Origin of the sequence: Granulicella paludicola (genome assembly GCF_025685545.1) — a bacterium.
Taxonomy (GTDB): Bacteria; Acidobacteriota; Terriglobia; order Terriglobales; family Acidobacteriaceae; genus Granulicella; species Granulicella paludicola.
Map to the genome: position 1 here is coordinate 534,472 of NZ_JAGSYC010000026.1, position 25,684 is coordinate 560,155.

At 58.3% G+C, this 25,684-nt stretch carries 22 protein-coding genes; 15 read left to right on the forward strand and 7 right to left on the reverse strand.

All coding sequences use genetic code 11. The features are described 5' to 3' along the window. Positions 1 to 88: 88 nt before the first annotated feature. Positions 89 to 3,025 (forward strand): DNA gyrase subunit A, encoded by a 2,937-nt coding sequence (gene gyrA, locus OHL14_RS17815; protein WP_263380731.1) that lies wholly within the window; start codon positions 89 to 91, stop codon positions 3,023 to 3,025. Between the two features lie 148 nt (positions 3,026 to 3,173). Here gyrA and OHL14_RS17820 read toward each other — a convergent pair whose 3' ends face one another. Genes OHL14_RS17820 through OHL14_RS17830 form a run of 3 tightly spaced genes read right to left on the reverse strand, consistent with a single transcriptional unit; the run spans position 3,174 to position 4,301 of the window. After that, positions 3,174 to 3,320 (reverse strand): hypothetical protein, encoded by a 147-nt coding sequence (locus OHL14_RS17820; protein ID WP_263380732.1) that lies wholly within the window; start codon positions 3,318 to 3,320, stop codon positions 3,174 to 3,176. A gap of 37 nt (positions 3,321 to 3,357) precedes the next feature. Further along, a complete protein-coding gene (locus OHL14_RS17825) occupies positions 3,358 to 3,861 on the reverse strand; it encodes a helix-turn-helix domain-containing protein (RefSeq protein ID WP_263380733.1) in 504 nt (167 codons plus the stop codon). Between the two features lie 38 nt (positions 3,862 to 3,899). Continuing rightward, on the reverse strand, positions 3,900 to 4,301 hold the full coding sequence (locus OHL14_RS17830; RefSeq protein ID WP_263380734.1) for a DUF4258 domain-containing protein: 402 nt from the start codon (positions 4,299 to 4,301) through the stop codon (positions 3,900 to 3,902). A gap of 148 nt (positions 4,302 to 4,449) precedes the next feature. Here OHL14_RS17830 and OHL14_RS17835 point away from each other — a divergent pair, with 148 nt between their 5' ends. The 4 genes from OHL14_RS17835 (at position 4,450) to OHL14_RS17850 (ending at position 7,190) form a co-directional block, all read left to right on the forward strand. After that, entirely contained in the window at positions 4,450 to 5,487 is a 1,038-nt protein-coding gene (locus OHL14_RS17835; RefSeq protein ID WP_263380735.1) for an arabinofuranosidase catalytic domain-containing protein, read from the forward strand. Between the two features lie 53 nt (positions 5,488 to 5,540). Then, a complete protein-coding gene (locus tag OHL14_RS17840; protein WP_263380736.1) occupies positions 5,541 to 6,026 on the forward strand; it encodes a hypothetical protein in 486 nt (161 codons plus the stop codon). Between the two features lie 166 nt (positions 6,027 to 6,192). Further along, complete coding sequence (locus tag OHL14_RS17845; protein WP_263380737.1) at positions 6,193 to 6,438, forward strand: DUF3606 domain-containing protein; 246 nt, start codon at positions 6,193 to 6,195, stop codon at positions 6,436 to 6,438. Positions 6,439 to 6,479: 41 nt separating this feature from the next. After that, complete coding sequence (locus OHL14_RS17850; protein ID WP_263380738.1) at positions 6,480 to 7,190, forward strand: lipocalin family protein; 711 nt, start codon at positions 6,480 to 6,482, stop codon at positions 7,188 to 7,190. Positions 7,191 to 7,260: 70 nt separating this feature from the next. On the opposite strand, the gene OHL14_RS17855 is transcribed toward OHL14_RS17850, so the two are convergent. Then, positions 7,261 to 10,893, reverse strand: coding sequence for a carboxypeptidase-like regulatory domain-containing protein (locus OHL14_RS17855; RefSeq protein WP_263380739.1), 3,633 nt, complete (start codon positions 10,891 to 10,893; stop codon positions 7,261 to 7,263). Between the two features lie 303 nt (positions 10,894 to 11,196). Between OHL14_RS17855 and OHL14_RS17860 the strand changes: the two genes are divergently transcribed. The 3 genes from OHL14_RS17860 to rsfS all read left to right on the forward strand — a co-directional run bounded on the left by OHL14_RS17860 (position 11,197) and on the right by rsfS (position 13,481). Then, positions 11,197 to 12,078, forward strand: a complete 882-nt coding sequence (locus OHL14_RS17860) for a hypothetical protein (protein ID WP_263380740.1) — start codon at positions 11,197 to 11,199, stop codon at positions 12,076 to 12,078. An 88-nt stretch (positions 12,079 to 12,166) separates the two neighbouring features. Next, a complete protein-coding gene (nadD, locus tag OHL14_RS17865; RefSeq protein WP_263380741.1) occupies positions 12,167 to 12,766 on the forward strand; it encodes a nicotinate (nicotinamide) nucleotide adenylyltransferase in 600 nt (199 codons plus the stop codon). A gap of 94 nt (positions 12,767 to 12,860) precedes the next feature. Further along, positions 12,861 to 13,481, forward strand: a complete 621-nt coding sequence (gene rsfS / locus OHL14_RS17870) for a ribosome silencing factor (protein ID WP_263380742.1) — start codon at positions 12,861 to 12,863, stop codon at positions 13,479 to 13,481. 89 nt (positions 13,482 to 13,570) lie between these two features. Here rsfS and OHL14_RS17875 read toward each other — a convergent pair whose 3' ends face one another. After that, positions 13,571 to 17,326, reverse strand: coding sequence for a TonB-dependent receptor (locus OHL14_RS17875; RefSeq protein ID WP_263380743.1), 3,756 nt, complete (start codon positions 17,324 to 17,326; stop codon positions 13,571 to 13,573). 248 nt (positions 17,327 to 17,574) lie between these two features. Between OHL14_RS17875 and OHL14_RS17880 the strand changes: the two genes are divergently transcribed. From OHL14_RS17880 to OHL14_RS17890, 3 genes are all read left to right on the forward strand, one after another. Further along, positions 17,575 to 18,027 (forward strand): 23S rRNA (pseudouridine(1915)-N(3))-methyltransferase RlmH, encoded by a 453-nt coding sequence (locus OHL14_RS17880; RefSeq protein WP_263380744.1) that lies wholly within the window; start codon positions 17,575 to 17,577, stop codon positions 18,025 to 18,027. A 76-nt stretch (positions 18,028 to 18,103) separates the two neighbouring features. Then, positions 18,104 to 19,537, forward strand: coding sequence for a tRNA uridine-5-carboxymethylaminomethyl(34) synthesis GTPase MnmE (gene mnmE / locus OHL14_RS17885; RefSeq protein WP_263380745.1), 1,434 nt, complete (start codon positions 18,104 to 18,106; stop codon positions 19,535 to 19,537). A 287-nt stretch (positions 19,538 to 19,824) separates the two neighbouring features. Further along, positions 19,825 to 20,592 carry a TIGR03435 family protein gene (locus OHL14_RS17890; protein ID WP_263380746.1) on the forward strand — a complete coding sequence of 256 codons (768 nt, stop codon included), beginning with the start codon at positions 19,825 to 19,827 and terminating at the stop codon, positions 20,590 to 20,592. Between the two features lie 479 nt (positions 20,593 to 21,071). On the opposite strand, the gene OHL14_RS17895 is transcribed toward OHL14_RS17890, so the two are convergent. Beyond that, a complete protein-coding gene (locus OHL14_RS17895) occupies positions 21,072 to 21,638 on the reverse strand; it encodes a hypothetical protein (protein WP_263380747.1) in 567 nt (188 codons plus the stop codon). Positions 21,639 to 21,938: 300 nt separating this feature from the next. Between OHL14_RS17895 and OHL14_RS17900 the strand changes: the two genes are divergently transcribed. The 4 genes from OHL14_RS17900 (at position 21,939) to OHL14_RS17915 (ending at position 24,848) form a co-directional block, all read left to right on the forward strand. Next, the gene (locus tag OHL14_RS17900) at positions 21,939 to 22,628 is read left to right on the forward strand and encodes a PIG-L deacetylase family protein (protein ID WP_263380748.1); all 690 of its coding nucleotides are present in this window, start codon (positions 21,939 to 21,941) and stop codon (positions 22,626 to 22,628) included. After that, positions 22,625 to 23,203 (forward strand): nodulation S family protein, encoded by a 579-nt coding sequence (locus tag OHL14_RS17905; RefSeq protein ID WP_263380749.1) that lies wholly within the window; start codon positions 22,625 to 22,627, stop codon positions 23,201 to 23,203. The genes OHL14_RS17900 and OHL14_RS17905 overlap by 4 nt, the downstream gene beginning before the upstream one ends. Next, positions 23,200 to 23,907 carry a glycosyltransferase gene (locus tag OHL14_RS17910; protein WP_263380750.1) on the forward strand — a complete coding sequence of 236 codons (708 nt, stop codon included), beginning with the start codon at positions 23,200 to 23,202 and terminating at the stop codon, positions 23,905 to 23,907. Before OHL14_RS17905 ends, OHL14_RS17910 begins: the two co-directional genes overlap by 4 nt. Positions 23,908 to 24,218: 311 nt before the next feature. Beyond that, a complete protein-coding gene (locus OHL14_RS17915) occupies positions 24,219 to 24,848 on the forward strand; it encodes a hypothetical protein (protein ID WP_263380751.1) in 630 nt (209 codons plus the stop codon). 376 nt (positions 24,849 to 25,224) lie between these two features. On the opposite strand, the gene OHL14_RS17920 is transcribed toward OHL14_RS17915, so the two are convergent. Next, positions 25,225 to 25,677, reverse strand: a complete 453-nt coding sequence (locus OHL14_RS17920) for a DMT family transporter (RefSeq protein WP_263380752.1) — start codon at positions 25,675 to 25,677, stop codon at positions 25,225 to 25,227. Positions 25,678 to 25,684: the final 7 nt, after the last annotated feature.

A 25,684-nucleotide genomic window follows, 5' to 3' on the forward strand; every position in this document is an offset into this window, starting at 1 on the left:
AAAGTGCCGGAATACAACCCTTTCACGATCTTTTGCAGCGCGTTTCGCTGTGCAATTCCGGGCATGAAACCCGCTATAATCAAGGGTGATGGCAGACGATCAGAACCAGCTCCCCCTCGGCAGTGACGACAACATAAACCCCACCTCGCAGGATGCAAATTCCAACAACCCGCCCGCTGGCGGTAGCGGCGGTGACGGTCCCACTGCGCCCACCGGCCCCGGTGCCCTCCAGATGTTGTCCATCAACATCGAGGAGGAGATGCGTCGCAGCTATCTCGACTACTCGATGTCGGTCATCATCGGCCGCGCCCTGCCCGACGTCCGCGACGGCCTCAAGCCCGTGCATCGCCGCATCCTTTATGGCATGCAGGAGATGGGCCTCCAGTTCAACAAGAAGTACACCAAGTCCGCCAAGGTGACCGGCCACGTGATGGGCAACTACCACCCGCACGGCGACTCCGCCATCTACGACACCATGGTGCGCCTCGCCCAGCCCTTCTCGCTGCGCTACCCACTCATCGACGGCCAGGGTAACTTCGGCTCCGTCGACGGCGATCCACCGGCCGCCATGCGTTACACAGAAAGCCGTATGACGCGCCTCGCCGGTGAGATGCTCGCCGACATCGACTCCGACACCGTCGACTTCGTCCCCAACTACGACGAATCCACGACCGAGCCCGCCGTCCTGCCCGCGCGCATCCCCAACCTCATCATCAACGGCAGCACCGGCATCGCCGTCGGCATGGCGACCAACATCCCACCGCACAACCTCACCGAGGTTCTGAACGCCACCATCGCGCTGCTCACCCGCGCCAAGGACGAGACCCGCACCGACCTAGAACTCGCTCTCGAATTCGTCCAGGGCCCGGACTTCCCCACCGGTGGTTTCATCCACGGCAAGAGCAACATCAAGCAGACCTACTCCACCGGTCGCGGCCGATTCATGATGCGCGCCAAGTGCGGTAAGGAAGCCATCTCCGGTGGCCGCGAAGCTATCATCGTCACCGAGATCCCCTACCAGGTCAACAAGTCCACGCTCATCAAGCGCATCGCCGAGCTCGTCACCGAAAAGATCATCGACGACATCTCCGACGTACGCGACGAGTCCGACCGCGACGGCATGCGCATCGTCATCGAACTCAAGCGCGGAGCCCAGATGGAGATCGTGCTCAATCAGCTCTACAAGCACACATCCATGCAGGAAAGCTTCAGCATGATCTTCCTCGCCGTGCACAACGGCCAGCCGAAGGAACTCCCGCTCGACAAGGCGATCCACGCCTTTATCGACCACCGCATCGACGTCGTCCGCCGCCGTACCGCCTTCCTGCTCAACAAGGCACGCGACCGCGAACACGTTCTGCTCGGTTACCAGATCGCGCTCGATCACCTCGACACGGTCATCAAGATCATTCGCCAGTCCAGCAGCCGCGCCAACGCACGTGAAAACCTCTATAGCTACTTCTCCAACAAGCGCATCACGCTCAACGGAGCCGAGCTCGACGGCATCACGCTCGACCCGACGAAGTACAACATCAACCTGCTCGGCGGCAGCGTCAGCGCCCAGCTGGCCAACGCCTCGGCCGGCACGCTGATCCTCAGCTACAAGCAGATCGATGCCATCCTCGAACTGCAGCTCTACCGCCTCACGCAGCTCTCCATCGACGAGCTCCTCAACGAGCTCCGCGCCGTCCGCGACAACATCACCGAATACGAGTCCATCCTCGGCAGCGAGAAGAAGCTCCGCGGCGTCATCCGCAAGGAGCTCGAAGACATCCGCGACAAGTACGGCGACGAACGCCGCACCATCATCCTCGACGAGTCCACCGAGCTCACCCTCGAAGACCTCATCCAGGACGAGCAGGTCGCCGTCACCGTCTCCAACACCGGCTACCTCAAGCGCACGCCCATCGCCACCTACCGCCAGCAGAAGCGCGGCGGCACCGGTCGCATCGGCATGAAGACCCGCGAGGAAGACTTCATCTCGCAGCTCATCATCGACTCCACCCACGCCTACCTGCTCTGCTTCACCAATAGCGGCCGCGTCTACTGGCTCAAGGTCTACGAGATCCCCGACGTCGGCGCCGCCGGCAAGGGTAAGGCGATGGCCTCGCTCATCGACCTCCAGCCCGGCGAAAAGGTGGTCACCATCCTGCCCGTCCGCAACCTCGAAGAAGACTCCAAGTACGTCCTCTTCGCCACGCGCAACGGCGTCGTCAAGAAGACCGCCCTCAAGGACTTCTCCAACGTCATGGCCCGCGGCATCATCGCCATCGGCATCGACAAGGAAGACGAGCTCATCACCGCCAAGATCACCGACGGCGAGCAGATCATCTTCCTCGCCACCCACGACGGCATGGCCATCCGCTTCAACGAGCAGGACCTGCGCAGCATGGGACGTCCCGCTTTCGGCAACAAGGGCATCACGCTGAAGAAGGACGACTACGTCATCGGCGCGGCTGTAACTCCATCGCCCGAGGCCCGCAACAAGCAGCGCCTCGAACGCGCAGCCGCCGCAGGCCTTACGGATCAGGTCGCTTCGGTGATCGACGAGGCACAGGACTCCGCTTCCTCACAACCTCTAGCTCTCGCCGAATCCGACGACACCCCAGCCGCGCCTGTCGTTTCGGAGGAGGTCGCCGCGAAGCTCGCCAAGCTGGATGAAAAGCTCGGCCTTACGCCCTGCCTCATCCTCTCCGTCTCCGACAACGGCTACGGTAAGCGCACCGATGTTGATGCTTACCGCTTGCAGTCTCGCGGCGGCAAGGGCGTCATCAACATGAAGACCGGCTCGAAGATCGGCAAGGTCACGACGATTCAGCTCGTCGACGACACCACCGAGATGATGGTCATCAGCCAGTTCGGCAAGATCATCCGCATCGACACCAAATCCGTCCGCGCCGCCGGCCGCAGCACCTCCGGCGTCCGCCTCCTAAACCTCGAGCAGGACGACAAGGTAGCCTCCGCCACCGTCATCCCCCCCGACGACTCCAAATACGGCAACGAAGGCGGCCCACTCCTCCAGTAACCGGAAGTAGCCGCAAACATAAAGGGTCGAGGCTTCTGCCTCGACCCTTTATGTTTGCCCGCGCACTTTTTTGCATTGTCATCCTGAGCGGAGGACCTGCTTCACCCGGACCACCACTACTCTCCCCAGAAAAGCACCCCGGAAGGGCCTAACTTAAATCAGCCAACAAAGACCCCATAAAAAGAAACAGGGCGCGGACTGCGTTCGACTTGTCCACGTTGTAGGCGAAGACCAGATTGCCGCTCTGCGCGTCTTTCACCGTCACGCTGGCCTCGGCATGGGGGTTCGGAGACACGAAGATCGTCTTCGCCCATCCCGCCTTGACCCTGAAGTTACGCTGCCTTTGACTGCACAACCCAGCTCCGGCCTGCGTCATGCGTCGCTATGATTTTCTGCTTGTGGTTGATCGCCGCCCAGTTGGCTTCGGCGACTTTTTCCATCAGGTCTTTGGGGAAGGTCGACTTCAGCAGGCCCAGGCCGATAAACATCAGGCGGATGAGCTTGTCGTTGGGGGCCGTGAGGACTGCCCCGTTTTCGATGCGCGAGTACTGCTCGCTGGTGAGACCGACCATGGCGGCAAAGTCCTTGGATGACCTGCCCAGGCGCTTACGGAGAAAGCGCAACTCATCGCCGGTCAGCGTCGAGTCTTTGGTGACCACCGCGACGGCAAGCGCGTTCAGCAATTCGGGCAGGCAGGGAATGCCGACGGACTCCTCGCCGGTGTCGGCATCGGCCGTGCACTCCACACCCACCAGATACACGTTCGGCAACCCGGCTCCCGGGTAGTGATACGGCTTCTGCTTCGTCGATACCTTCACTTCTGCTTTACGCGCCATGTCCTGTTCCCCTTGTTGCTCTGCGCTCTAGACGCGCACTAAAACTTTGTGATCACGCTGAGCTTTTGTCCTTCTGTGTTCACGGAGACGATGAGCGTCAACTCATCCCCTTCTATATCGGCACCACGTACCCGGTACTTCCAGTTGCGATGCTCCTCGCTCCACTCCGGAGTTCGTTCCAGCGCCCAGGGTCCCAGCAGCATGTGCTGGATATCGTCGTCGCTGACATTGCGGTAGCTGCGGTCTTGTCCGGCATGCCGCGTCTGCCAAACAGTGCCATAGTGGACGATCCTCGTGATCGCTAGACGCAGATCGGGCTCAGCCAGACTTGGAGGCCGCTCGCCAGAACTTGCGTTTATATCAATTTTAGATGCAGAGGCCCGGCTTTGCGCAAGCCCTTTCCTGGGGAAAGGGAGCACTTTCGACTTCTTCTGTCCCACAGCGAACCTCTCAGCGGCCTGGAATCCGCCAAGTGTAACAAACCGCTAGCTCCACAACACGGGTCTGACTCTGAGACAATTCCCTCGTGGGAACGCGACATTACCTGGCGCTCCAGAATCTTTCCTATAAAGGACACTCGCAGACACCATGGCTCACCTCTCACCGTCACGCTGCCTTAAGCTTCTCGCCCTTGCCTCGTTTGCACTTGCTCTAGGAGCGCACTCCGCCGCAGCACAAAAACTGACAGAGCACCCCTGCGATCTGCTTGCGGCGAAGACGCCTTGTGTTGCGGCCATCAGTACGACGCGGGCGCTTTATCGCAGCTATGCCGGGTCGCTGTATCAGGTGACGCGGCTGCATGATGGGAAGGCTGCTGACGTTGGGGTGCTGCCGGATGGCGTCGCCGATGCGGCTGCGCAGGATACGTTTTGCCGGGATACGACGTGCGTGATCACGAGGCTGTACGATCAGTCGCCGAACCATAACGACCTGACGCCTGCGCCTCCGGGCGGGTATGCGCATGGGACCGGGCCGGAGGGCTATGACGTGCCGGCGGTGGCTACGGCGCTGCCGGCGATGGTGGGCGGGCATAGGGTGTATGGGATCGCGATCGAGCCGGGCCAGGGGTATCGCAACAACCAGCCGAAGAAGACGGCGGTGCATGGGGAGCCCGAGGGCGTGTATATGGTGACCTCCGCGCTGCACCTGAACGAGAGGTGCTGCTTCGACTTTGGCAATGCCGAGGTGGACAGCAAGGACAACAAGTATGGCCACATGGACGCGATCAACATTATGTATCGGGCGAAGTTGAATGCTCCGGATGTGGGGCTCGATATGGAGGACGGCATACCGGGTGGGCTGGCGGTGCCTGCCGGGACCATGTTCGTCACTGATATGGGCGCGAACGACGGCCAGCATACCTACGCGATGTATCAGGGCGATGCGCAGGGGAGGCTGAACGGCGGCAAGCTGAGCTCGACTGGCAAGGTGCCGCTGCTGGACCACTATCAGCCGATGAAGCAGGAGGGCGCGATCATCCTGGGGATCGGGGGCGATAACAGCAACTCGGCGACGGGGTACTTTTTTGAAGGCGTGATGACGCAGGGCGAGCCCGACGCGGCGGCGATGCAGCGGGTGCAGGATAATGTTGTCGCCGCAAAGTATGCAGGGACGCTGCGGCCGTAGCTTGGGGATGGCTCGAGACTGCGCGGCTGCATCTAAGGAAGAGAGAACCCACCATGCTCCTGCGCACGAACCGTTTCGCTACCTTCGCTACCTTCGCCGCTGCTGCTTTCTTTTCGGCCAATGTATGTTTGCAGGCTCAGGCTCGTACGGCCGTGAAGGCCGCTGCTCCGTGTGCACTCCTGAGCGATGCGCAGGTGAAGGCCGTGCTCGGCTCGCCGGTGCAGCCCGGGCAGGCGGGACCGAACGAATGTACCTGGAAGGACGCCAAGGGCGAAACCCGCGTGTACCTCTCCGTGAAGGACGCCGGCATCGAGTACAAAGCGTTCCGCGACCAGATGCAGGCAACGGGCAAGATGGTTCCTGTGACCGGGCTGGCTGAGGATGCTTTCTATATTGCGAGCTCCGGCTCCAGTGCCGCGCTGTATGCGCTGAAGGCCAAGCACCTCATCCTCGTGACGGTGGATGGCGAGAAGGCCTCGAAGGCCGATAACGAGGGCGCCGAGAAGGTGCTCGTCACGCAGGTGCTGCCGAAGCTTTGAAACCGCTGCCCCGAGGTGGTGCGATTTTGCGACGTCCGGAGGCAACCTCTAAGCCTTGCGCTCTCAGGACTTTGACCCAGACCTTCGGGAGAGGCAGCGGGACCCTCAGACATCCTCAAAGCCCCTTTTGAACATCCCTCTAACTGAAAAGAGAGGAAGCAAAACAATGTCCAAACATGAAGTTGTAGAACACGAGCAGAAGTCAAAGCAGCACGAAGCTCACGCTCCGCACGAAGAGCATGCAAAAGGTCCCCACGATCCGAAGGAAATCAATCCGAAGATCGCATCCGATATCGCTTACTGGTCGAAGGAATTCAACGTGACCAGCCAGGAGCTGCACGAAGCCATTCGCTCGCACGGAACGCACGTCGATAAGGTTCGTGCCGCGCTGCATCCAGTAAAGACAGCCTAGTACTCTGGCTACAGTTCGAAAACCTGCGGAGAGTGCGTAGCGTGACAAGTCGTCCACGAAAGACAGTGAACTTAGCAGGCGTTTTGCTTCTGCTACCGGCTTGCGCGCGCGCACAATCCGTCTCTCCAATCCCGAAGCTTGATAAGGCAAGTCTCGTCGGCAGCTGGTACGAAGCAGCTCGCCTGCCCAATAAGCGCGAGAAGCACTGCGCAGCCGACGCAATCGAGTTGATCGCCCTCGGGGATAAGCCTACGCAGTTGCAGCTGGTCGACGCCTGCACAGATGTCAAAGGCTACAAAGACTCCTGGAACTTCACCACGGTGAAGGACAACGGTTCCGGCGCGCTGAAGGTGCGGACCTACTTTCCGCTCACCCGCAAATACTGGGTGGTCGCAGTCGGACCGATCGTTCCGGTAACAGCGACACCTGCGGCGAAGAAGGAAGATCCAACTGCGGTATCCGCAAACCCTGCTAGCAGCAGTACTACAGCAACAACGCCCGACGCTTCAGCAGGCGGAATGCCTGCCGCGACAGCGGCCAATGGAGCCGTGATGCCCCACATCGCTCCGCCGCCCCCACCCCCGTCGACAGGCTATGCGTGGACTTTGATTGGCACGCCGAATCATAAGTCCCTCTGGATCTACACGCGCGAGCTGAAGCCATCGGATGAAGAGCTTGCCTCGATCAGAGCCCAGGCCGCGGCGATGGGCTTCGATGTATCCAAGTTGATATCTGGGCCGCAATCGAAATAGTAGAAGAAGACAAGCAACAGAGAGAGGGTGCAGCTAAGCTGCACCCTCTCTCTGTTGGTGATGAGGTGGATTAGAAGGAGACCTTGAAGCCTCCCTGGAAGACACGCGCGCTGGAGGCGCCCGGTCCGGGTTCGTTGGTGGTGGCCGAGATCTGTCCGAAGGTTCCCGAGACTGCAGGACCCGCGCCTGTGCTGGCGCTGGGGTTGCTGAAGTTCGGGTGGTTGAGGGCGTTGAACGCCTCCAGACGGAAGTCGAGGTTGACGAGGCCGTGGATGACGAAGATACGCGAGATCTGCGCATCCACCTGATAGGAAGGAATACCGCGGAAGGAGTTGCGACCGATGTTGCCGTAGGTTCCCGGAATCAGGTTCGGCGCGAAGGCTGCCTGGTTCAGATAGCCATGCGTCGCTTCGCTTGCGACCTTCTCGATGTTCTGGTGCAGATAGATCGGCACACCCGGAACCAGGTTCGGACGATCGTTGCCGACATCGGTCAGAGAGATATCCGAACCCTGCGTAACGGTGAACGGAGCGCCGCTCTGGATGTGGACCAGCGGAGCAAGTTCCCAGTTGTTGACCAGCAGCTTGACGAGCCTGTTGGAGAGGCCGAACTCGCTCTTAGCCACGATCACTACGTTTTCGATGTGGCGGTAGTCCGAGCCACAGGGGCCGTAGTCCAGCGCCGGGTTGGCTGGATTCTCGATGCTGGTGCCAGCGAGATCGCCCATGCCGTCGGCTTCGTTGAGGCACTTCGACCACGTCCAGTTTGCGAGCAAGCTGAAGGTGGAGGAGAGACGATGCTGCACGGTGGTGACGAGGCCGTTGTAGTTGGCCGTACCGAAGTCGTTGATGACGACCGAGCCGCCGCCGCCGCCAAGGTACTGGTTGCCCTGCAAGGGGTTGGCAATGGCGAGAGCGAAGCGCGACTTCTGGTTCGCCGTCGTGGAGCAGGGAGTACCTGCAGCACCCGGCGTAACCGCCGCCGGTCCCGTGGTCACGATGCCCGCACAACCTGTTCCACCAGCGCCCCAGTTTCCTGGGATGTAGACAGCCGGGTTGAAGGGTGTGCCGATGGGAGAGTGGCTGGTCTTGTTACCGATGTAGTCGAGTTGCAGCTCCCAGCCATGCGAAAACTCATGCTGAATGCTGGCCGTCCATTGGAACGTGTCGGAAGGCAGGAAGTGCTTGGGGAGGACAATGAACTGACCCTGCGCCGGGAAGACAGCCTGTGCCTTGGTGGGCACGACTGGCTGCGGGAAGGGTGACGTATTTGTGCCGCCGACTTGAGAGCAGCCGTAACCTGTGCCTCCGATCAGCCACGGGGTGCTGAAGCAAAGCTGCTGCGAGGTGTTCGGGCTGCTGGCTGTGGCGAAGGGTGGGTTCTGATTGACGCGCTGAGCGGTGAAGTAGTTGGGCTGGTCGTAGACAAACTCTGCGCCGGCACGGATGACAGTCTTGCCATTGCCGCCGGGATCGTAGGAGAGGCCGACGTTTGGAGAGAACTGCCAGGGAGAGTTCTGTGTGAACTCGCGCGTTACGCCGGGATCGCCATAGAAGAACGAACCAGCGGGTGCGGTCGGATAGACGGAGCTGACCTGATTCGCGAGGAAGGCAGCCATATTGAAGATGGAGCCGCGGTTGAAGACGTCGACCGGCATGTAGGTCGGAGACCAGCGGAGACCGGCCACCATGGTGAGCTTCTTGTCCGCATGCCAGGTGTCCTGCGCGTAGAGGCTGGGCACGTTGCCACGCAGAGCGTTCTGCTGCTGCTTGCTCTGCTGGTAGGCACTCATGGAGCCCATCAGGAAGTCCAGGTTCGCATCGCCAGCGGTAGCGGCCTTGGTGGCTCCGGGCAGGAGTCCGGTAGGTCCGTTGCCGCTATAGATGCCGCTGTCTGTGAAGTTGCCGTTGGATTCGTACGCACCCACGATGTTGAGCTGGTTGCGGACGTACTCTCCACCGAAGACGATCTGATGCTTGCCGCGGACGAGGTTCACATCATCGTCAATCGTGAGCGTGTTGTCGTTATAGTGCCCTGGAGCGCAGGTGCCGCAGTAGGTGTTCCAGTAGTGGTTTTTGACTGACGAGCTACCGACGGCGAGTTGCAAGCCGGTGGCTACGGCGCAGTACTGGGTGATGCCGATGTCGCAGGCGTTAATACCCGGGGCGGACGAGCGAACATCCACGCGCCGATTGATCGTGATGTGCGCGGAGTTCACCGTGGTGCTGCTCAGCGCGTAGTCCTCACCGATGGTGCCGCTCTGAACGCGCTCGTAGTTGCCGGGAGCATTCTGCGTGATGAGGATGTTGGTCGGCGAGAAGAAGCTGGGGAACTGGTAGCCATCGAGGAGGTAACGACCATAGAGGTGGTTCTTCGCGTTGATGGTGTAGTCCTCGCGCGTGACGAACTGCTTGTCGAAGAGCTGGTACGGGATGGCGAACTTCACCAGGCCGCAATTGCTCACGTCCACTGAAGGATCGATCTTGGGCAGGTACTTGTAAAGCGCAAGTGCCTGGGCGTTGTAGGTAGGCAGAGCAGGTCCACCGGGCTGACCGTACTTGTTGCCGGGCAGAGCGACGCCGGTGATGGGGTCATAGAGCTGCTGGACGCTGCCGCAGTTGTTCGCCACACCTGTTCCACCCGAGGCGAGTGGAGCCGGATCGGTTGTGGACCAGTCGCCTGCGAGGTTGGCCGCGGTCGGGATGTACTGTGTGGTGGTTGCGGTGGACTGGACTGCTTTCTCAAACTGGTAGCCAACGAAGAAGAAGAGTCTGTCTTTGCCGTTGTAGAGCTTGGGGATGCGGACAGGGCCGCCGAAGGTGCCACCGTACTGGTTCTGGTGGAGCGTGTCCTTGCCTGCAGCGAAGAAGTTGGTGGCATCGAGATAGTTGTTACGGATGAACTCAAAGCCGGAGCCGTGGTATGTGTTGGTGCCGGAGCGCGTGACGACGTTGACCTGTCCACCGCTGTGCGTGCCGCTCTGCGCGCCGAGTGCTGTCGACTCTACGCTGAACTGGCTGACGGCGTCGGGAAAGGGGAAGGGCAGGTTGCCGCCGCCCATGAAGTCGTTGTTGTTGCCGCCGTCGAGCAGCCACTCTGTGCTGTTGCCGTTACCGCCGGCGATGGAGACGGAGACGGTCTGGTACGAATACTTGCTGCCGGTGAAGTCGCCGCCCGGTGCGGGAGCAGAACCGCCGGAGAGCGCGATGAGGCCGGTCATCTGGCGACCGTTGAGGGGCATCTCGGTGACGGCCTTCTGATCGATGGTCTGCTTGAAGGCAACGTCTTCGGTCTGCAGCGCGAGTTGGTCGGTCGTGACTTCGATCTTCTGATCGGTGGAGCCCACCTGAAGACCGGCATTGATGGCGATACTGCTACCAACTTCAAGCACGATGTTGTTTTGCTGGAAGGTCTTGAAGCCTGCCATGGAAACGGTGAGTGTATAGGTGCTAACGGTGATGTTGGGGAAGCTATAGACGCCGCCGGAATCTGTGGTTGCCGTGCGCTTGGTCTGTGTGGAGTTCTCTACCAGGACGACCGTTGCGCCGGGAACGACCGCGCCGGTGGAGTCCGTCACCGAGCCCTGGATGGAACCAGAGCCTGCGATCTGCGCGAATAGGGAAGCCGGGAGAAGACATAAGAGCAGCACGACCGGAAGGGTTCGGACGAGCTGAAAGGTAAGGCTGGAAAAGGATTTCCGCATACGAGTTATTGGGCCTTCAAGAAGAAGTCGATTTCACAACGCATTACAAGATCCGTTTAGAAAGTCGAAGGATCGTGGCTTGTTGCGCCACTTTTTTTGTATTGCTTTGATCGCGGACGGAACAATGAACCTGTTAGACAAGGCTTGTCAAGTGGTAATGCAAGAAATGGTTCGCATTAGCGCTGCACTCGAGGGATTTTCTGGGAAATCTGTTGCTGCAACGTAGGTCTTAGTGAAATCCCGGCTAGTCAGATTCGTAAACTTTTCGGATTACGACGCATCTAAAGTAGTAGAGGTTTTCAAATGCCACGGCTCACACGCTTTCTCCCTCTTGCCCTGGCCACTCTGTCCGCAACTGCATTGTTAGCGCAGGCGGACCCAGCCGGTCAGACACCTTCTTCGCAAGTAACAAGCACGCAGGACACAGCAGCGCCGATTGAGCGCCATGCTCCCAGCCCGGAGCAGTACGAGCGCCAGCACGGTTTGCAACGCGGTCCCAATCAGAGCTACGACGCTCGTCTGAGCGCAGGCGGCGTACTCGCGACCTCCGGCGGCACCGCCAATGCTGTACCTTTGCCGGGGGTGTACCTCCGGGTTGCGCCGGACAGCACCGTACGCGAGATCGCCTCCGATGCGAAGCACACCGAGTTCCGTGTAGAGCGTGGGCTTGCCAACATCAGTGTTCATGCGCCTTCCGATGGCATGCTGCTGCTCGTCGACCTGCCGAATGGACAGGTGCAGATGCTGAAGAATGGCCTGTACACCTTCAACGCGACCACGAATACGGCTCGCGTGCTGAAGGGGGAGGCGAACGCCTTCGCTAACAACGCGGGGCCGGATACCAAGCCTGTGAAGGTGAAGGAAGACCACGCAGTGACCTTCACCGCAGCGGCGGGCAAGTTGCGCTCCATCGAGTTCTACCCGATGGAAGCGCGGACCGACGTGATCCCCATGCCCTATCGCCAGGGCGAAGAACGTGTCGCGGGTGGTCCAGGCTATGGATATGAACCGTATTCTGGCTTCTACGGCGGATATGCACCGTATGGCTATGGTTGGGGCGGGCCATGGGGTTGGGGCGATCCCTACTTCGGTTATCCGTTCGGACTTGGCGTCGGCTTTGGTTACGGCTTCGGCGGCGGGTTCTATGGCGGCGGATGGGGCGGCGGCTTCCGTGGACGTCGCTAGAAGAGGTTTCCTGTAGCACCAGGCCCGTGCGTCCTCGCGATGCGCGGGCCTTTTCTGTTGCAAGCGTAGTCACTGGCTACAATCGGATATGCGTCTCGGGTACTTTGGCGGCTCCTTCGATCCACCTCATCTCGGCCACCTTGCCGTAGCGCGAGCGGTCGCGGATACATACGCGTTAGATCGCATATTGATGGTGCCAACAGGCAATCAGCCATTGAAACCAAATGGCGCGACGGCTTCTTACTCCGATCGATTCGCGATGGTGAGGTTGTTGTGTGAAGGCGATCCGCGCCTGCAGGCCTCGGCGATTGAAGCACCGACGGATCCGCCCAGGCCAAACTACACCATCGACACGCTACGGCGGTTGAAGGCGGAAGGGCTCGATACGGAGTTGTTTGTGGTGGTGGGGGCCGACGCCTTCCATCAGTTACTGCTGTGGCGTGAGCCCGGAAGCCTGCTGGCGATCGCGGAATGGATCGTGGTGACACGCCCGCACGCCGCGAACGATGAGCTGAGTCTGCCTCCATTGACGACGGCGCAACGCAACCGTGTGCATACCTTGAGCACACTCGATCACCCTGCCTCTGCAACTGCCATCCGCGCGGAGCTCGCAAGCGGAGGCGACTGCGCTGGGATGCTCTCGTCAGAGCTGCTTGCCTACATCCGCGAACACCATTTGTATCGCTAGAGACGGCGAGTTATTACGAGCTTTTCTTCGTTATCGCTGGCATCTTGCGCCGCATCTCATTAGGCTAGAACGGTAGCTGTTTTGAAGGAGTTCCATGGCAAGTAAGAGCGCGACCGAAAAACGTACCGACATTCAAGTGCTGCTCTCCGCAGCCGTAGCGGCAGCCGAAGACAAGAAGGCCGAGGATATCCGCATCCTCGCGCTCGATCCCTCCGAGAGCGGCCTTACCGACTACTTCCTGATTTGCAGCGGTAACAGCGATCGGCAGAACGTCGCGATCACCGATGAGATCGAGATCCGCCTGAAGCGCGACTTCGGCACCTATCCGAACTCGGTTGAAGGCCGCCGCCAGGGTGAGTGGATTCTGATGGACTACGTCGACTTCATCGTCCACGTCTTCTCCGCAGAGAAGCGCGCCTTCTACGGGCTTGAGCGCCTGCGGAAGACCGCCACGGTCGTCAGCATCGACGAGCTGCACAACGAGATCAAGTCCGCGATCAGCTCTACGCGCAAGAAGGCGGCGCCTGCAAAGAAGGCGGTCGTCGCGAAGCCCGTCGTAGCGAAAAAGGCAGCACCGGCAAAGAAAGCGGTAGTGAAAAAGGCTGTTCCTGCAAAGAAGGCTGTGGCCGCGAAGAAGTTGGCCCCAGCAAAGAAGGCCGTTACGAAGAAGGTTGCGCCGGGGAGGAAGGCCTCCGCTAAGAAGCGCGCTAACTGAGATACAAAATCTAGTTTTAGTTCGACAAGTCAAAAGCCTGCGACGAGTTTCCTCGTCGCAGGCTTCTTAGCGTACGTGTGATAGTTGATTTAGAACTCAAGGCGCAGCGCAACCTGCACCACGCGAGCACCATTGTTTAGATTGCCTGCTGGCTCGACTGTGCTCGTGATGTTGCCGAAGGTGCTGCTCGTCACGTCCTGCTGGTCGTATCCATTGAATGCATTCGATTGTGGCAGGGCGAAGTTAGGATGGTTGAAGGCGTTGAACGCATCGGCACGGAACTTGAGGTTCAGCCTATCCGAGTAGATTGGGAAGTTCTTCGCCAGACCAAGATCCTGGTTGAAGAACTTGGGACCACGCAGACCATTACGAGCTCCAATAGTGAAGCCTACGGGACCCGTGTAAGCGCCTTGGGCGGCCGCTTGATTGGCGAAGATGTTGACTCCTCCACCCGCGAGTTTCTGGAGATGCGTCTGCACTAGGTTTTTGGAGCCCACGAGAATACCGGGAGCGTCATTCGAATAGCTTGCGTCGAATGCATTCGAGTTTGTACCCCAGGCGATGCCGGAGTGCCAGTCCGTGATACCACTAATGTCCCAGCCACCCACCATCTCTTCCAGCCAGAGAGGAGCGTTGCTTAGGAACGCGCGATGACGGCCAACAGGGAGCTGGTACGTCGCGTTTGCGGTGACATAGTTGGTGATGTCGAAGTCAGAATTCGCCCGGCACTCGCGGGGGCGGATGTCGTCACAGATTAAACCAATGCCTCCGATACCTGTATCACCAGAGCTGTTCGCGAAGGCCGATGTGTTGTCGATTGAGTGAGCGAAGGTGTAGTTCACCTGGAACTGCAGCCCATGCGACAAGTTCTTCTGAAGAGAAGCGAGAAGAGCGTTGTAACTTGAGAAACCCTTGCTTGTGTAGAACGAGTTCTCAGAGAACTGAGCAGCCGAACCAAGGTTGAGGGGAGCGCCCAGGGCAGCAAGAGCCTGAACGAAATCTCCAAAATCGCCATTATGAACCAAGCCTGTGTAGTTTTCGGCGAGGAAGCTTGTGTAGCCCGCCCCAAGGATGTTTTCAAAGAAGGGCTGAGGGGTGATATTCGCCGCGGCGACACCTGCACGGTTTTGGAGCGTCATTGAGGCGAAAGCCTGTGAGAGCGTCTGACCAGATGCCTTATCCGGGAAATCCAGAATTTGGTTGGCATCCGCCTGAGCGAGAAGACGACGGCCAAGACGACCCATGTAGCTCAGCTTCATCACCATGTCGCCAGCAAAGGTGTGCTCCATGCCAAAGTTATAGGCAATCGAGTATGGAGTTTTCAGGGCTGGATCGATCGTAGCATTGAAAGCCAAACCGTTTTGGAGCCCGCACGGATAGGTGCTGAAACCCAACGCAGTGCAGATGGATGGAGTCGCGAAAGGCGAATATGGAGGCGTCGGAGTCGATGGCGGCTGAATGTTGAGTGTCTTCGCAAGGGTGCCGGGAGAACTCAGCTCTGCGCTGGACAGTCGTGGATCATTCTTTAGCGACGTGACCGGGTCGCCCGGGGTTCCGTAGGGTGTAGACGAGGTTTGCTGGAAGAGGTAGGAGTCAGCATCTTGAATCTGCTGGATAGCATTAATGATTGTGCGGTCGTACACGATGCCTGCGCTGCCGTTGAAGACCGTCTTGCGATCAAAGCCGGGATTGTAAGAGAAGCCCACGCGAGGCGCGAATAGGTTGTGCTGCGGCTGATAGATACCGGGACCATTGTTGGCCTTGCCGCCAAGAACATAGTTGATGATCGGCACGGCGTTGGGTCCGGTTGCTCCCGCGTTGCTCTGTGCGACGCGCGCCTTCATGTAATCGTTGAACGTGGTGGTTTCCACGCTCTCCAGACCGCGGGTCTCGTAGGGAACTGAGTAAAGCTGATAGCTGATTCCGTAGGAGATCGTTAGTTGCGGTGTCGCCTTCCAAGTATCGGCAGCGTAGACCGATGTCTCGTAGTTTTGATAGATGCGAACATCACCTGTCAGTTGGGGAAGAACAGCGCCGCTCGCGTTGTAGTTGTAGTCGCTCTGAACATTTCCTAAGCGACCCAGAACGAACGCGAAGGCCTGATCGTAGGTCTGCTCAGCGGTGTTCTGAAGCGTGGTTTGCGCTGCCGTCGCGCCAGCGGGGGCCTGGTAAATATCGCCGGGACGCAAGCTGGAGTTCAAGCCCAGTGTCTGACCACCAAGACCAACCTCAACCGTGTTGTAGTCAGCCTTCGTCACATTTACCGGTCGAATATCCTCGAATAGTCCACCAAACTGGAGAGTGTGGCTACCTTTGGTCCATGTGAAATTATCGGCGAGTTGCATGACTGGAATGCGGCGGCTCGATGAGCTCGGGTTGAGGTAGAGTGATGATGCTAGCGCCGCCTGGGTTCCGTCGCCAAAGGTGAAGAAGGTAGAGCCGTCCGGGTTGAAGGTATTCGGGAACGAATAGTTCTCGACAGTCTCACCAAGGATCAACTCGTTTGTCTTGTTGGAACCGATGATCCAGTTATGTCCGACAACGAACGCGTATGTGCGGTCGATGAACGGGGAAGTCTGCGGGTCACCGGAGAACTCGTTCGCAGCTTCGGCTGCGTTCTCATGGGAGACGGTGAAGCGTGCAAAGAGTTTCTGCTTAGCGGTCAGGTTGTAGTCGACTTTGCCGGTGTAGTTCGTAGCAAAATCGTTTTCAGGCGCGTTGAAGTTATATCCACCGGAGTTGACTCCGTCGCCCCCCGCTGCGTTGGAGATGGGGAATCGAGAGGCATACGCGGCGATCCAAGCTGAGTCCGCGCCAATGCTGGCAGGATCGAGGGCAGCAATCTGGGCGGACGTTAGGGTAGCAATGTTGCCGGCGCTATTGATGTAATTCACTTGGCCGTTACGCAAGGAAGCAAGGGGAACCGTACGCTCTGTCAGGGCCGAGCGGATGATGCGTGAGTCGTCAAAGTTAAAGAAGAAGAACAGCTTGTCCTTAAGTATTGGACCGCCGATGTTTCCGCCAAACTGGTTTTGGATAAGGTGGTTACGCGGAACTACTGGCGAGGCGTTATTGCTGAACCAGCTATTTGCGACCAACGACGGATCTCGGTGGTACTCATTTATATTTCCGTGAAACTTATTGGTGCCACTCTTGGTCACCAGTTGGAACTGACCACCGCTACCAAGTCCGCTTACAGATGTAAACCCGCCGACAGTGGCGTGGAATTCTTCAACAGCGTCAATCGGAGCATGTCCGACGATTGCGCCACCAAATCCCGAAGATACACCGGAGTTTGACTGGGAAGCGTTGCCGGTTGCGAAGTCGTTCACATCAAGGCCATCGAGTGTGATGTAGTTCTGGTCAACGCGCGCGCCCGTGGTGGAACCTTGGTCCGTGACGCCAGGTTGAGACGTAAACAACGCCGTCGGATCGTTCCGCTGCTGTACCGGAAGCGAATTCAACTGCTTCACATCAAAGGTGTTACCAATCTGCGCATCCGTCGTATTGATCGTAACTTCCGAGTTTGAAGCGGTCACTTCCACTTCCGTGTTCGCGCCAGCAAGCAGCTTTGCGTCCTGTGTCCGGGTTGTCGCAACCGTCAGATAGATATTCTGAATATCCAAAGGATTGAAGCTGGGAGCCGTGAACGTCGCATCGTAACCCTGCCCTGGAGGCACGCTGGTAAAGCGGTAGGAACCGCTACCGTTGGTCGTTTGCGTGAACTTCACGCCTGTCGCCTTATTGGACAGGACCACTGTGGCTCCTGAGATGGCGGCACCGGTAGAGTCAGTTACCGTACCCGTCATGCCTGAAAGATCCTGAGCAGAGAGAAGGGAGGGCATGCAGAAACTGGCCACCAGAAGAATGAAGCATGCAACGGACTTTTTCATGAATCTGAATCTCCTGCACTCGTAAAAGACAGCTGGCGAGCGCACAGTAATATTTGTGAATATGTCAGCATGTAGCCTGCCAAACATCTGATTACGAGGAAAGCCTGTAATTTCCTGCGGGAATTTATCTTTGATCTAATGCTTCGCGTACCAACCGGAGTATATAAATATGAATTTCTGGATAAACTGACAAAGATTCTATGAAAATTTTACTTTCAGCCATCTCGGCGAGTCGCCCTAATGCTAGGGGTTCTTTTGCTCCCCTTATCGAGGAGTACGTAAAGCGGAGCGCCCGGTACGCTCAAACGTCTTATCGATCGTTTTCTCTAGAGGCTGATTTATTAGGCTTCCTCCAAGAATCCGCCACCCGCACCCGGCCACATTTGCTTCTGGCGGATAGCCAGGGGCAGCAGTTGTCGTCTCCGGAGCTGGCTGCGTTGCTGGGGCAGCAGTTCGATGCGGGGACGCAGACGCTGATCTTTGCCATCGGGCCGGCGGATGGCTGGTCTGCTGCCGCTCGGAAGCGGGCGGACAAGCTGGTCGCCTTCGGGCGCATCACCTTGCCGCATGAGCTTGCTGCCGTCGTCGCAGCCGAGCAGCTGTATCGGGCGCTGACCATCCGCGCCGGGCACCCCTATCACTCCGGCCACTGAGGGCTCTGCACCGGACTCGCATAGCCTTCTCGCTTATGCTTAGGGGTGCGCCCGGTTCCCCCGCGCAACGACCTCCATGGACTCGACCCCCTTCGCTCCGCAGGACACGATTGTCGCCATCTCGACCCCGCCCGGCCGCGGCGGCATCGGCATTGTGCGCCTCAGCGGGCCGGATGCGCTGACCGTCGCCGGCGCGCTCCTGCAACTGCGGCACTCCCTCGACGCTCCGCAGGCCCACGCCCGCGCCACCTTCGCGCGCGTCCTCGATCCAGCCTCGCTGCGTAGCAGTGGGCCGGAGCGCACCATCGACGACTGCCTGGTGACCGCATTTCACGCTCCGCACAGCTACACCGGCGATTCTTTGGTGGAGATCGCCGCCCACGGGTCTCCGGTCATCCTTGGCGTGCTGTTGCGCGGGGCGCTTGCTCAGGGCGCTCATTCTGGCCTGCCGGTGCGTCTGGCCGAGCCCGGGGAGTTCACACAGCGCGCTTTTCTCTCCGGCCGGCTCGATCTGACCCAAGCCGAGGCCGTCCACGACCTGATCGCCGCGCAGACGCTGCAGCAGGCGCGGGTGGCCGCACAGCAGCTTGGGGGAGCACTCTCCCGGCGCGTGGCCCCGGCAAAAGACTCCTTGCTCCACCTCATCGCACTGCTGGAGGCTGGCATGGACTTCGCTTCTGGCGAGCTGGACGACGTGGAGGTGGTGCCTCCCGCTCAGATTGCTCTATATATAGAGGGAGCTCGAACGCCGCTGGCGGCTCTCGCTGCGACCTTCCAGCGGGGGCAGCTGCTGCGCAATGGCGCGGCGATTGCCCTGGTCGGTCGCCCAAACGCTGGAAAATCTTCTCTTTTCAATCGTTTACTGGAGCGCGAGCGCGCGATCGTGACCCCGATTGCCGGCACGACACGAGACACGCTTGAAGAGGCGCTCTCGCTCGACGGCATCCCGCTGCGATTGATCGACACGGCCGGCCTGCACACAGCAGCCAGCGATGCAGCGGAGCAGCAGGGCATCGCCCGCACCTACGAGGCCCTTGCCGATGCCGATCTGGTGCTGCACGTCCTCGACGCCACGCAGCCCGTCACCGAAGACGACCAGGCTCTGCTGCATTCCCTTAGCGGACGCCCGCACCTCGTCATCTGCAACAAGGTCGACCTGGCGGAAGGGGAAGCTATCCCTGATCCACTTTTGTCTGTAACTTCGCTTGCCACCAGTGCCCTCACAGGCCTGGGCCTGGACGATCTGCGAACAGCCATCCTCGCTCAGTTCAACGCCGTCGGCTCGCTGGCAGAGGAAGGTCTGCTGAACAACCTTCGCCAGCAGCAGGCGGTGACGGAGACGCTCTCCGCACTGGCCACGGCAGAGGCGGCGAATGAAGCGGGTCTGCCCCACGAGCTCATCCTGGTAGACCTGCACCACGCTCTGCAGGCGCTGGACACACTCACCGGTGCCACTACGACCGACGATATTCTGGGCCGCATCTTCTCCACCTTCTGCATCGGCAAATAGATTCTTTCCGGCGGCATCCTCCTGCCGGAACGATCCTGCCTGATCCCTGGTACGGCGTGCCACTCAAGTCTAAGGTGATGGACTGCCTCGCCTTTCACCAAGCTGATGTCGTCCACATCGAACATCTACTATGCGAACTGAAACATCTTGCTTGGTGGCCTTTCTCTTGTAGACAGGTAATACGAAGATCTCGCTTCAATCTGCTCATGAAGGCTGCGGAAGACGCAGGGATCGTCTTTCTATGCAGGTAAATCCCGAATGGCAAATCGTGATACTTTACGTATTAAATGCGCTATCTTTCGGCCTTCGCGCTCCTCATTGTAGCCAGCTTTAGCATTTTTGTTTCCTTGAATGCACAGAGCGTCCTAGAGGTTTCTACCGTCAAACCGCATCCTGATGGTGCGCCGTGTGGTGAAACACGAGTGCAGGCCGGAGGTCGAGTCGAGATTGCCTGCTTCAATCTTCAAACTGTGATTCGCGAAGGTCTCAATATCCTTCCGAATCAGTTAACGGGCGGAGAGGATTGGGTCCGGCATGACAATTGGGATATCGTCGCGCAGGATAGCAGTGCGGCAGGGAAACGCGAAGAGGATGTGTACAGAGAGGTGCTTCTCGCAATTGCCTATGAGCGCTTCAGCGTCAAACTTCATTCAGAGAGGCGACCAGCAAAAGGTTTCGCCTTGACTGTTGCGTTCGCAGGCAAGCTCGGCCCTGGTCTGAAGCCATCCAGCGGACAGCCGCATTCCATTGATTTGAAGTCAGGACCTACCTTAATAGCTCACGGAATCAGCATGAGCGAATTGGCCGAATGGCTCAAGTGGCCAGCTGGTGCAGGAAGAGTGGTTGAGGACAAGACCGGCCTATCCGGCCTGTACGACGTAAACCTACACTGGACGCCTCTAAGAATCGATCAAGTCACCGATCCTGCTATCGACAAGGATGGGCCGGAGCTCTTTACGGCGTTACGGGAGCAGTTAGGCCTGAAAATCGTCACCATGCAAGTAGTAGCGGAACGTTACGAGATCCAGGCTGCGGAACGTCCCGGTGCAAACTGATGGCTAACTGGATCGCTGTCATTTCTGGTGAAAGAATTAGTCGGAAGGTTTGCGCCGTAGTTACTGATAGTGCGACGTTTCAGGGAGCCGTGAGATGTGTGCTGAACGAAAGCCGTTTCCTCGAACGATGTTGCTCTGTGACGACCTGTCGGCGACCAACTGACTTCTAAGTCACGCATCGCTCCTGCCGGAACGATCCTGCCTGATCCCTGGTACGGCGTGCCACTCAAGTTTAAGGTGATGGACTGCCTCGCCTTTCACCAAGCTGATGTCGTCCACATCGAACATCTACTATGCGAACTGAAACATCTTGCTTGGTGGCTTTTCTCTTGTGGACAGGTAATACGAAGATTTCGCTTCAATCAGGAAGTATCTCTGACAAGAAGCGCGTTTATCGGGACTAAACGGGCGCGCTGTGAACGGCCAAGCTATTTCCTGGACTCCATGCTTATTAGTGCAATAAGCCGTGAGGCTGACCCCTATCGGGGTGTCTTCGCAGGAGCCTGCTCAGGAAATTGTTTCAGGAGTTCGGATAGCGGGGGCACACCGTATTTCGCACGTTCTTCATCCGTGGTTTTCCGGTCGATAGGGACAAGCTCCTCTTTCCCCGTAACCTGATTATTCACACGATTCGTACCGTACTTCTGATAGCCCTCCGTGAAACTTAGATAGCGGTCGATGGAGGCAGCGATCAAATAGCGGGCGTCCTTATACCCGCCTTCATAGGCACTGATAAATAGGTAGTGTGCCATCAGGTAGTTGTCCGCGCTCATGCTCACCAATTTGCCGTCGCATAAGGTCAGCGGAGTGTGCTGCAAAACAAGAGCAGCGTCGAACTGATCTTGTGGCCCTTTGAGACTTCCCTTTGCAATCAGCTCTAGTACAAGCTTGATGCGATCTTGATCAGAGCGCGTCACACTCTTTCCCATCCGCGAATCTTGATCCTCTTGGACCAGTTGTTTCAGCAGCGGCGTCTGCCCCCACGCCAACGAAGAACTAAGGAATGAAACAAATAGCATCACGCATAGCACGCCAAATCTCTTCAACTTTCCTCCCGTTCAGCCAGCAAGCACGCAAGATCGATTGCAAAATTATATCGGGGTAGTACCGGGAAGTCGGCTTCTCGGAAGCCTGTATCTCTAGGTCATCTACAAAGTAGGTCTCAAAGGGAGAGAGGTTGCTGAACTGCGTTCAGGCAATTGCTCTTTACGCCAGACGAAAGCCGCTGTATGGCAATGTCCGCTGCACGACAGGTGGTTTCGTAGAGGCACAAACACTTTGACTTAGTGAAGCTGGACGTATCGTTCAGAATCGAACGAGCCCTTAAGCTCAGCATCACAGTTTAGATGGTGACGTCGATTATTAGCGAGCCGGACTGGCTGCAGGCGCTTGGTGGGCTCCCCTTCTGGCACCCTCCCAACACGCGGACACTCATCCTCTCTCCTCATCCTGATGATGAAACCCTGTCGGTGGGTGGTCTCATTCATTCGCTCACACACGCAGGCACGGATGTATCTGTTGTCGCGGTGACGGATGGGGAGAGTGCCTACGAAGGCGAGTCCGGTCTCGGTCCTGTTCGCGTGGCCGAGCAAGAAGCGGCGCTCGCCGTTCTTGGAGTACCGCAGCACAAAGTTTATCGCCTGAGGCTGCCGGATAGCGGTCTGCACCAGGTCCAATCGGAGCTTGAAAACTCGCTATCTTCCATCGTGAGGCCTGGCATGCATGTCATCGCTCCATGGACCGGAGACTTTCACCCGGACCATGAGGTTTGTGGCCGCGCAGCGCAGGTCGCGGCCCAGGCGGCAGGTGCGCACCTGACCTTTTACTTCTTCTGGACCTGGCACAGAGGCACACCATCGACTCTGGATGGTTTGAGTCTCGTCTCCTTCCCTCTTAGCGACGACGACCTCGCAGCAAAGCAGGACGCACTGCGCTGTCACGATTCACAGCTCTATCATCCGAGCGGGCATCCCATATTGCCTGCCGATCTGCTTGATCCAATGCAGCGCAACTTTGAGGTCTATCTCCCATCATGAATGCCTACAGCCACTCAAGCGCCGACTTCTTTGAGGCCAAATACAAAGCAAGCACGGACCCATGGAACTTTGAAAGCAGCGATTACGAGTTGCGACGGTACGACGCGATTCTTCATATGCTCGATGGCTCTACCTATCGGTCTGCACTCGAACCGGGATGTTCCATTGGTGTTCTGACCGAAGGGCTCGCAACTATCTGTGAAAACGTCTTCGCACTCGACTTTTCGCCCACAGCACTCAAGGAAGCCGCGAAGCGGTGCGAGAAGCTAACGCATGTCCAACTTGCTTGTATCAGTCTGGAAGAGATCGATTCTTACGCTCCTTTTGACCTTATCGTCCTTAGCGAGATTGGTTATTACTTCGCGGAGGATCGATGGAGACAGATCACACAAGAGATCGTCGCTGAGATGAAGTCTGGATCAACTTTGCTTGCTGCACATTGGACTGGCACTTCAAGCGATCATGAAATCAGTGGAGATCTGGTGCATGAAATTCTGCTGGCAGATCCACGGCTCAGCCTTCAGCAGAGAGAGCGCCACGCAGGCTTTCGCCTGGAACGTTGGGAACGGATATGAACCAGTGGCATATTGCCGTTCTGATCCCCGCTAGAGACGAAGAGGAACTTCTACCCCGCTGTCTACTTTCCCTGGAACGCGCTCGCGCACTTCTGCCTTCAGATGTTACGAGTGATGTGATCGTGGTATCCGATTCTTCGACAGACCAGACCTACCAGATCGCAAAGAAGATGCTCGCAGATCGCGGCTGCGCGATGACGGGGAGATATGGTTGCGTGGGCACGGCACGTATCGCTGCTGCGGAGATCGCCTTACGAAGATCTCAAGTGCCCCTCCACCAATGTTGGCTTGCCAACACAGACGCCGACTGCGAGGTACCAGCCGCATGGCTGCTTGATCAGGTCAGGATGGGGCAAAGGGGCATTGCTGCCGTTGCAGGCACGATTGACGTCGACTCTTTCGAGGAACATCAGCCACGGGTTCGCGACCTCTTCCGCACCACGTATCTTATCCACGCAGATGGCACACATCCTCACGTGCATGGAGCCAACCTCGGCATCCGAGCAGACGCTTACAAGGAGGCCGGAGGGTGGGCACGCCTGCAGACAGCCGAAGATCACGATTTGTGGAGCCGTTTGGGCGTCAGTGGATGCAATCGTGTCTCGGACGCACGGCTCCGCGTTTTGACCAGCGGAAGGCGAGTTGGAAGAGCGCCTTTGGGGTTCGCAGGCGCCTTGGCGGCGCACAATGAGGTGACCGTTTGACATCGAGCGAACTGAAAAGCCGCCTCCGAGAGGTGGTCAAAGAGCGCCTTCCATCACTTGGCGGTGGGGAAACACCGAAGAGGCTGACACGCCTACTTGAGATAGGTGAAGAAGATCTTTCTCTCGCTAAGCTTGCCGAAGCGCATTGGGACGCCGTGGCAATTCTTACAGAGTCTGGAATCGAGCCGAAGGCAGACGCAATTTATGGCGTTTGGGCCTCGGAGATACCAGGACGGGCGCTTCGTCTGCGCCCGCACGGAGACGGTTTCCTCTTGACCGGGAGCAAGCCGTTTTGCAGCGGACTCGGAATCGTGGACCGAGCACTGGTAACAGTGAATGACCCCAAGAGCTTCCTCTTCGACATCGATCTGCACGATCAAACCGACCAACTGCGGGCGGACCTGAGTGCGTGGCAGACGGATGCGTTTCGAGACACCAATACAGGCACCATCACATTCGAGGCATTCAGAATCTCGCACCTTAGGAGAGTTGGCGGAGAGAACTTCTATCTAAACCGCCCGGGGTTCTGGCAGGGTGCCTGCGGCCCGGCAGCGTGCTGGGTTGGTGGCGCGGCAGGGCTCGTCTCTTACGCCAAGAAGTCGAAGCGATCGGACCCTCACACATTGGCGCACCTCGGGGCCATGGATGCGGCTCTATGGATGATGAAATCAGCGCTCGCCTCTGCAGGTGCAGAGATCGATGCCCTTCCGGATGGGAACGCGATGGTCCTTGCCCTGCGTCTGCGACACGTGGTCGAGCAAGCCTGCTCAGACATACTGCATCGCCTGCCTCGTGCCTATGGACCTCATCCGTTGGCGATGGATGAACAGATCGCACGACGTTATCACGAACTAGACCTCTATCTACGTCAAGCTCACGGGGAGCGCGATCTCGAAGGTCTGGGAAGGACACTCGCAGGCAAGGAGGAGACGGCAATATGACGTGTGAAGGAGTGCGGGCGTCATTTGCAATTGATAGCACTACGGCGTCTCGCATGACCGGGGTGGCGAGATGCGATCGAATCTATTGGCTAACCACGCATCTTCACGAAGCGGCGGCTGCAGAAGTCACAGCGATAAGCGCGAGAAATCATCAAGAGGCGCTCCCACAAACGCCGCTGGGAGCGCCTGATTTCAGTCGACTTGCAATGCGGACAAGCGATAGAGAGCAGCACGTGAGACCTCCGATACATGCTCAGTATGCCCATCTGGCGGCGTTTCGAAAGCGGCTAATGGCGACGTTACGCGTCTTAGCCGCTACACGAGATCAGAGTGTGACACGGTCAGCGACTGGCTGAGCGACATAGATTTCGATCCGTCACGACCTGGCTACGAGTCCTATGCCGACAATCAGCAACAAGCCCCCGATGATGCGGCTAGCGTTCAACGGGTGCGGCTGCATCCTGAACCAGCCGAAGTGGTCGATGAGAAGAGACGTGATGAGAGCGGCCGTTACAGTGAAGCCGACAAACGGCCCGGCACCCACCTTATTCACCAGCGTGAGCCCGGCATATACCTGCACGGCACCTACCAAGCCGCCGACAACGGCCCACCAAGGCAGCTCCGCCAGGTCCTTCTGCGTTGGCAGTGGATGCGGGTGGATCAGCGTAGCCCCGGCGAAAAAGAATGTGATCAGAGTGAAAGAGATCGCGGAAGCAAGCCATGGGTTCACAACATGCTTATTTAGCTGCCCGTTCATGGCTGCACCGCAACTTTGCAGTGCACCTCCAATGATGATGAAGGGGATGATCCAGCCGGCGTTCGCGTTCATGAGTGTC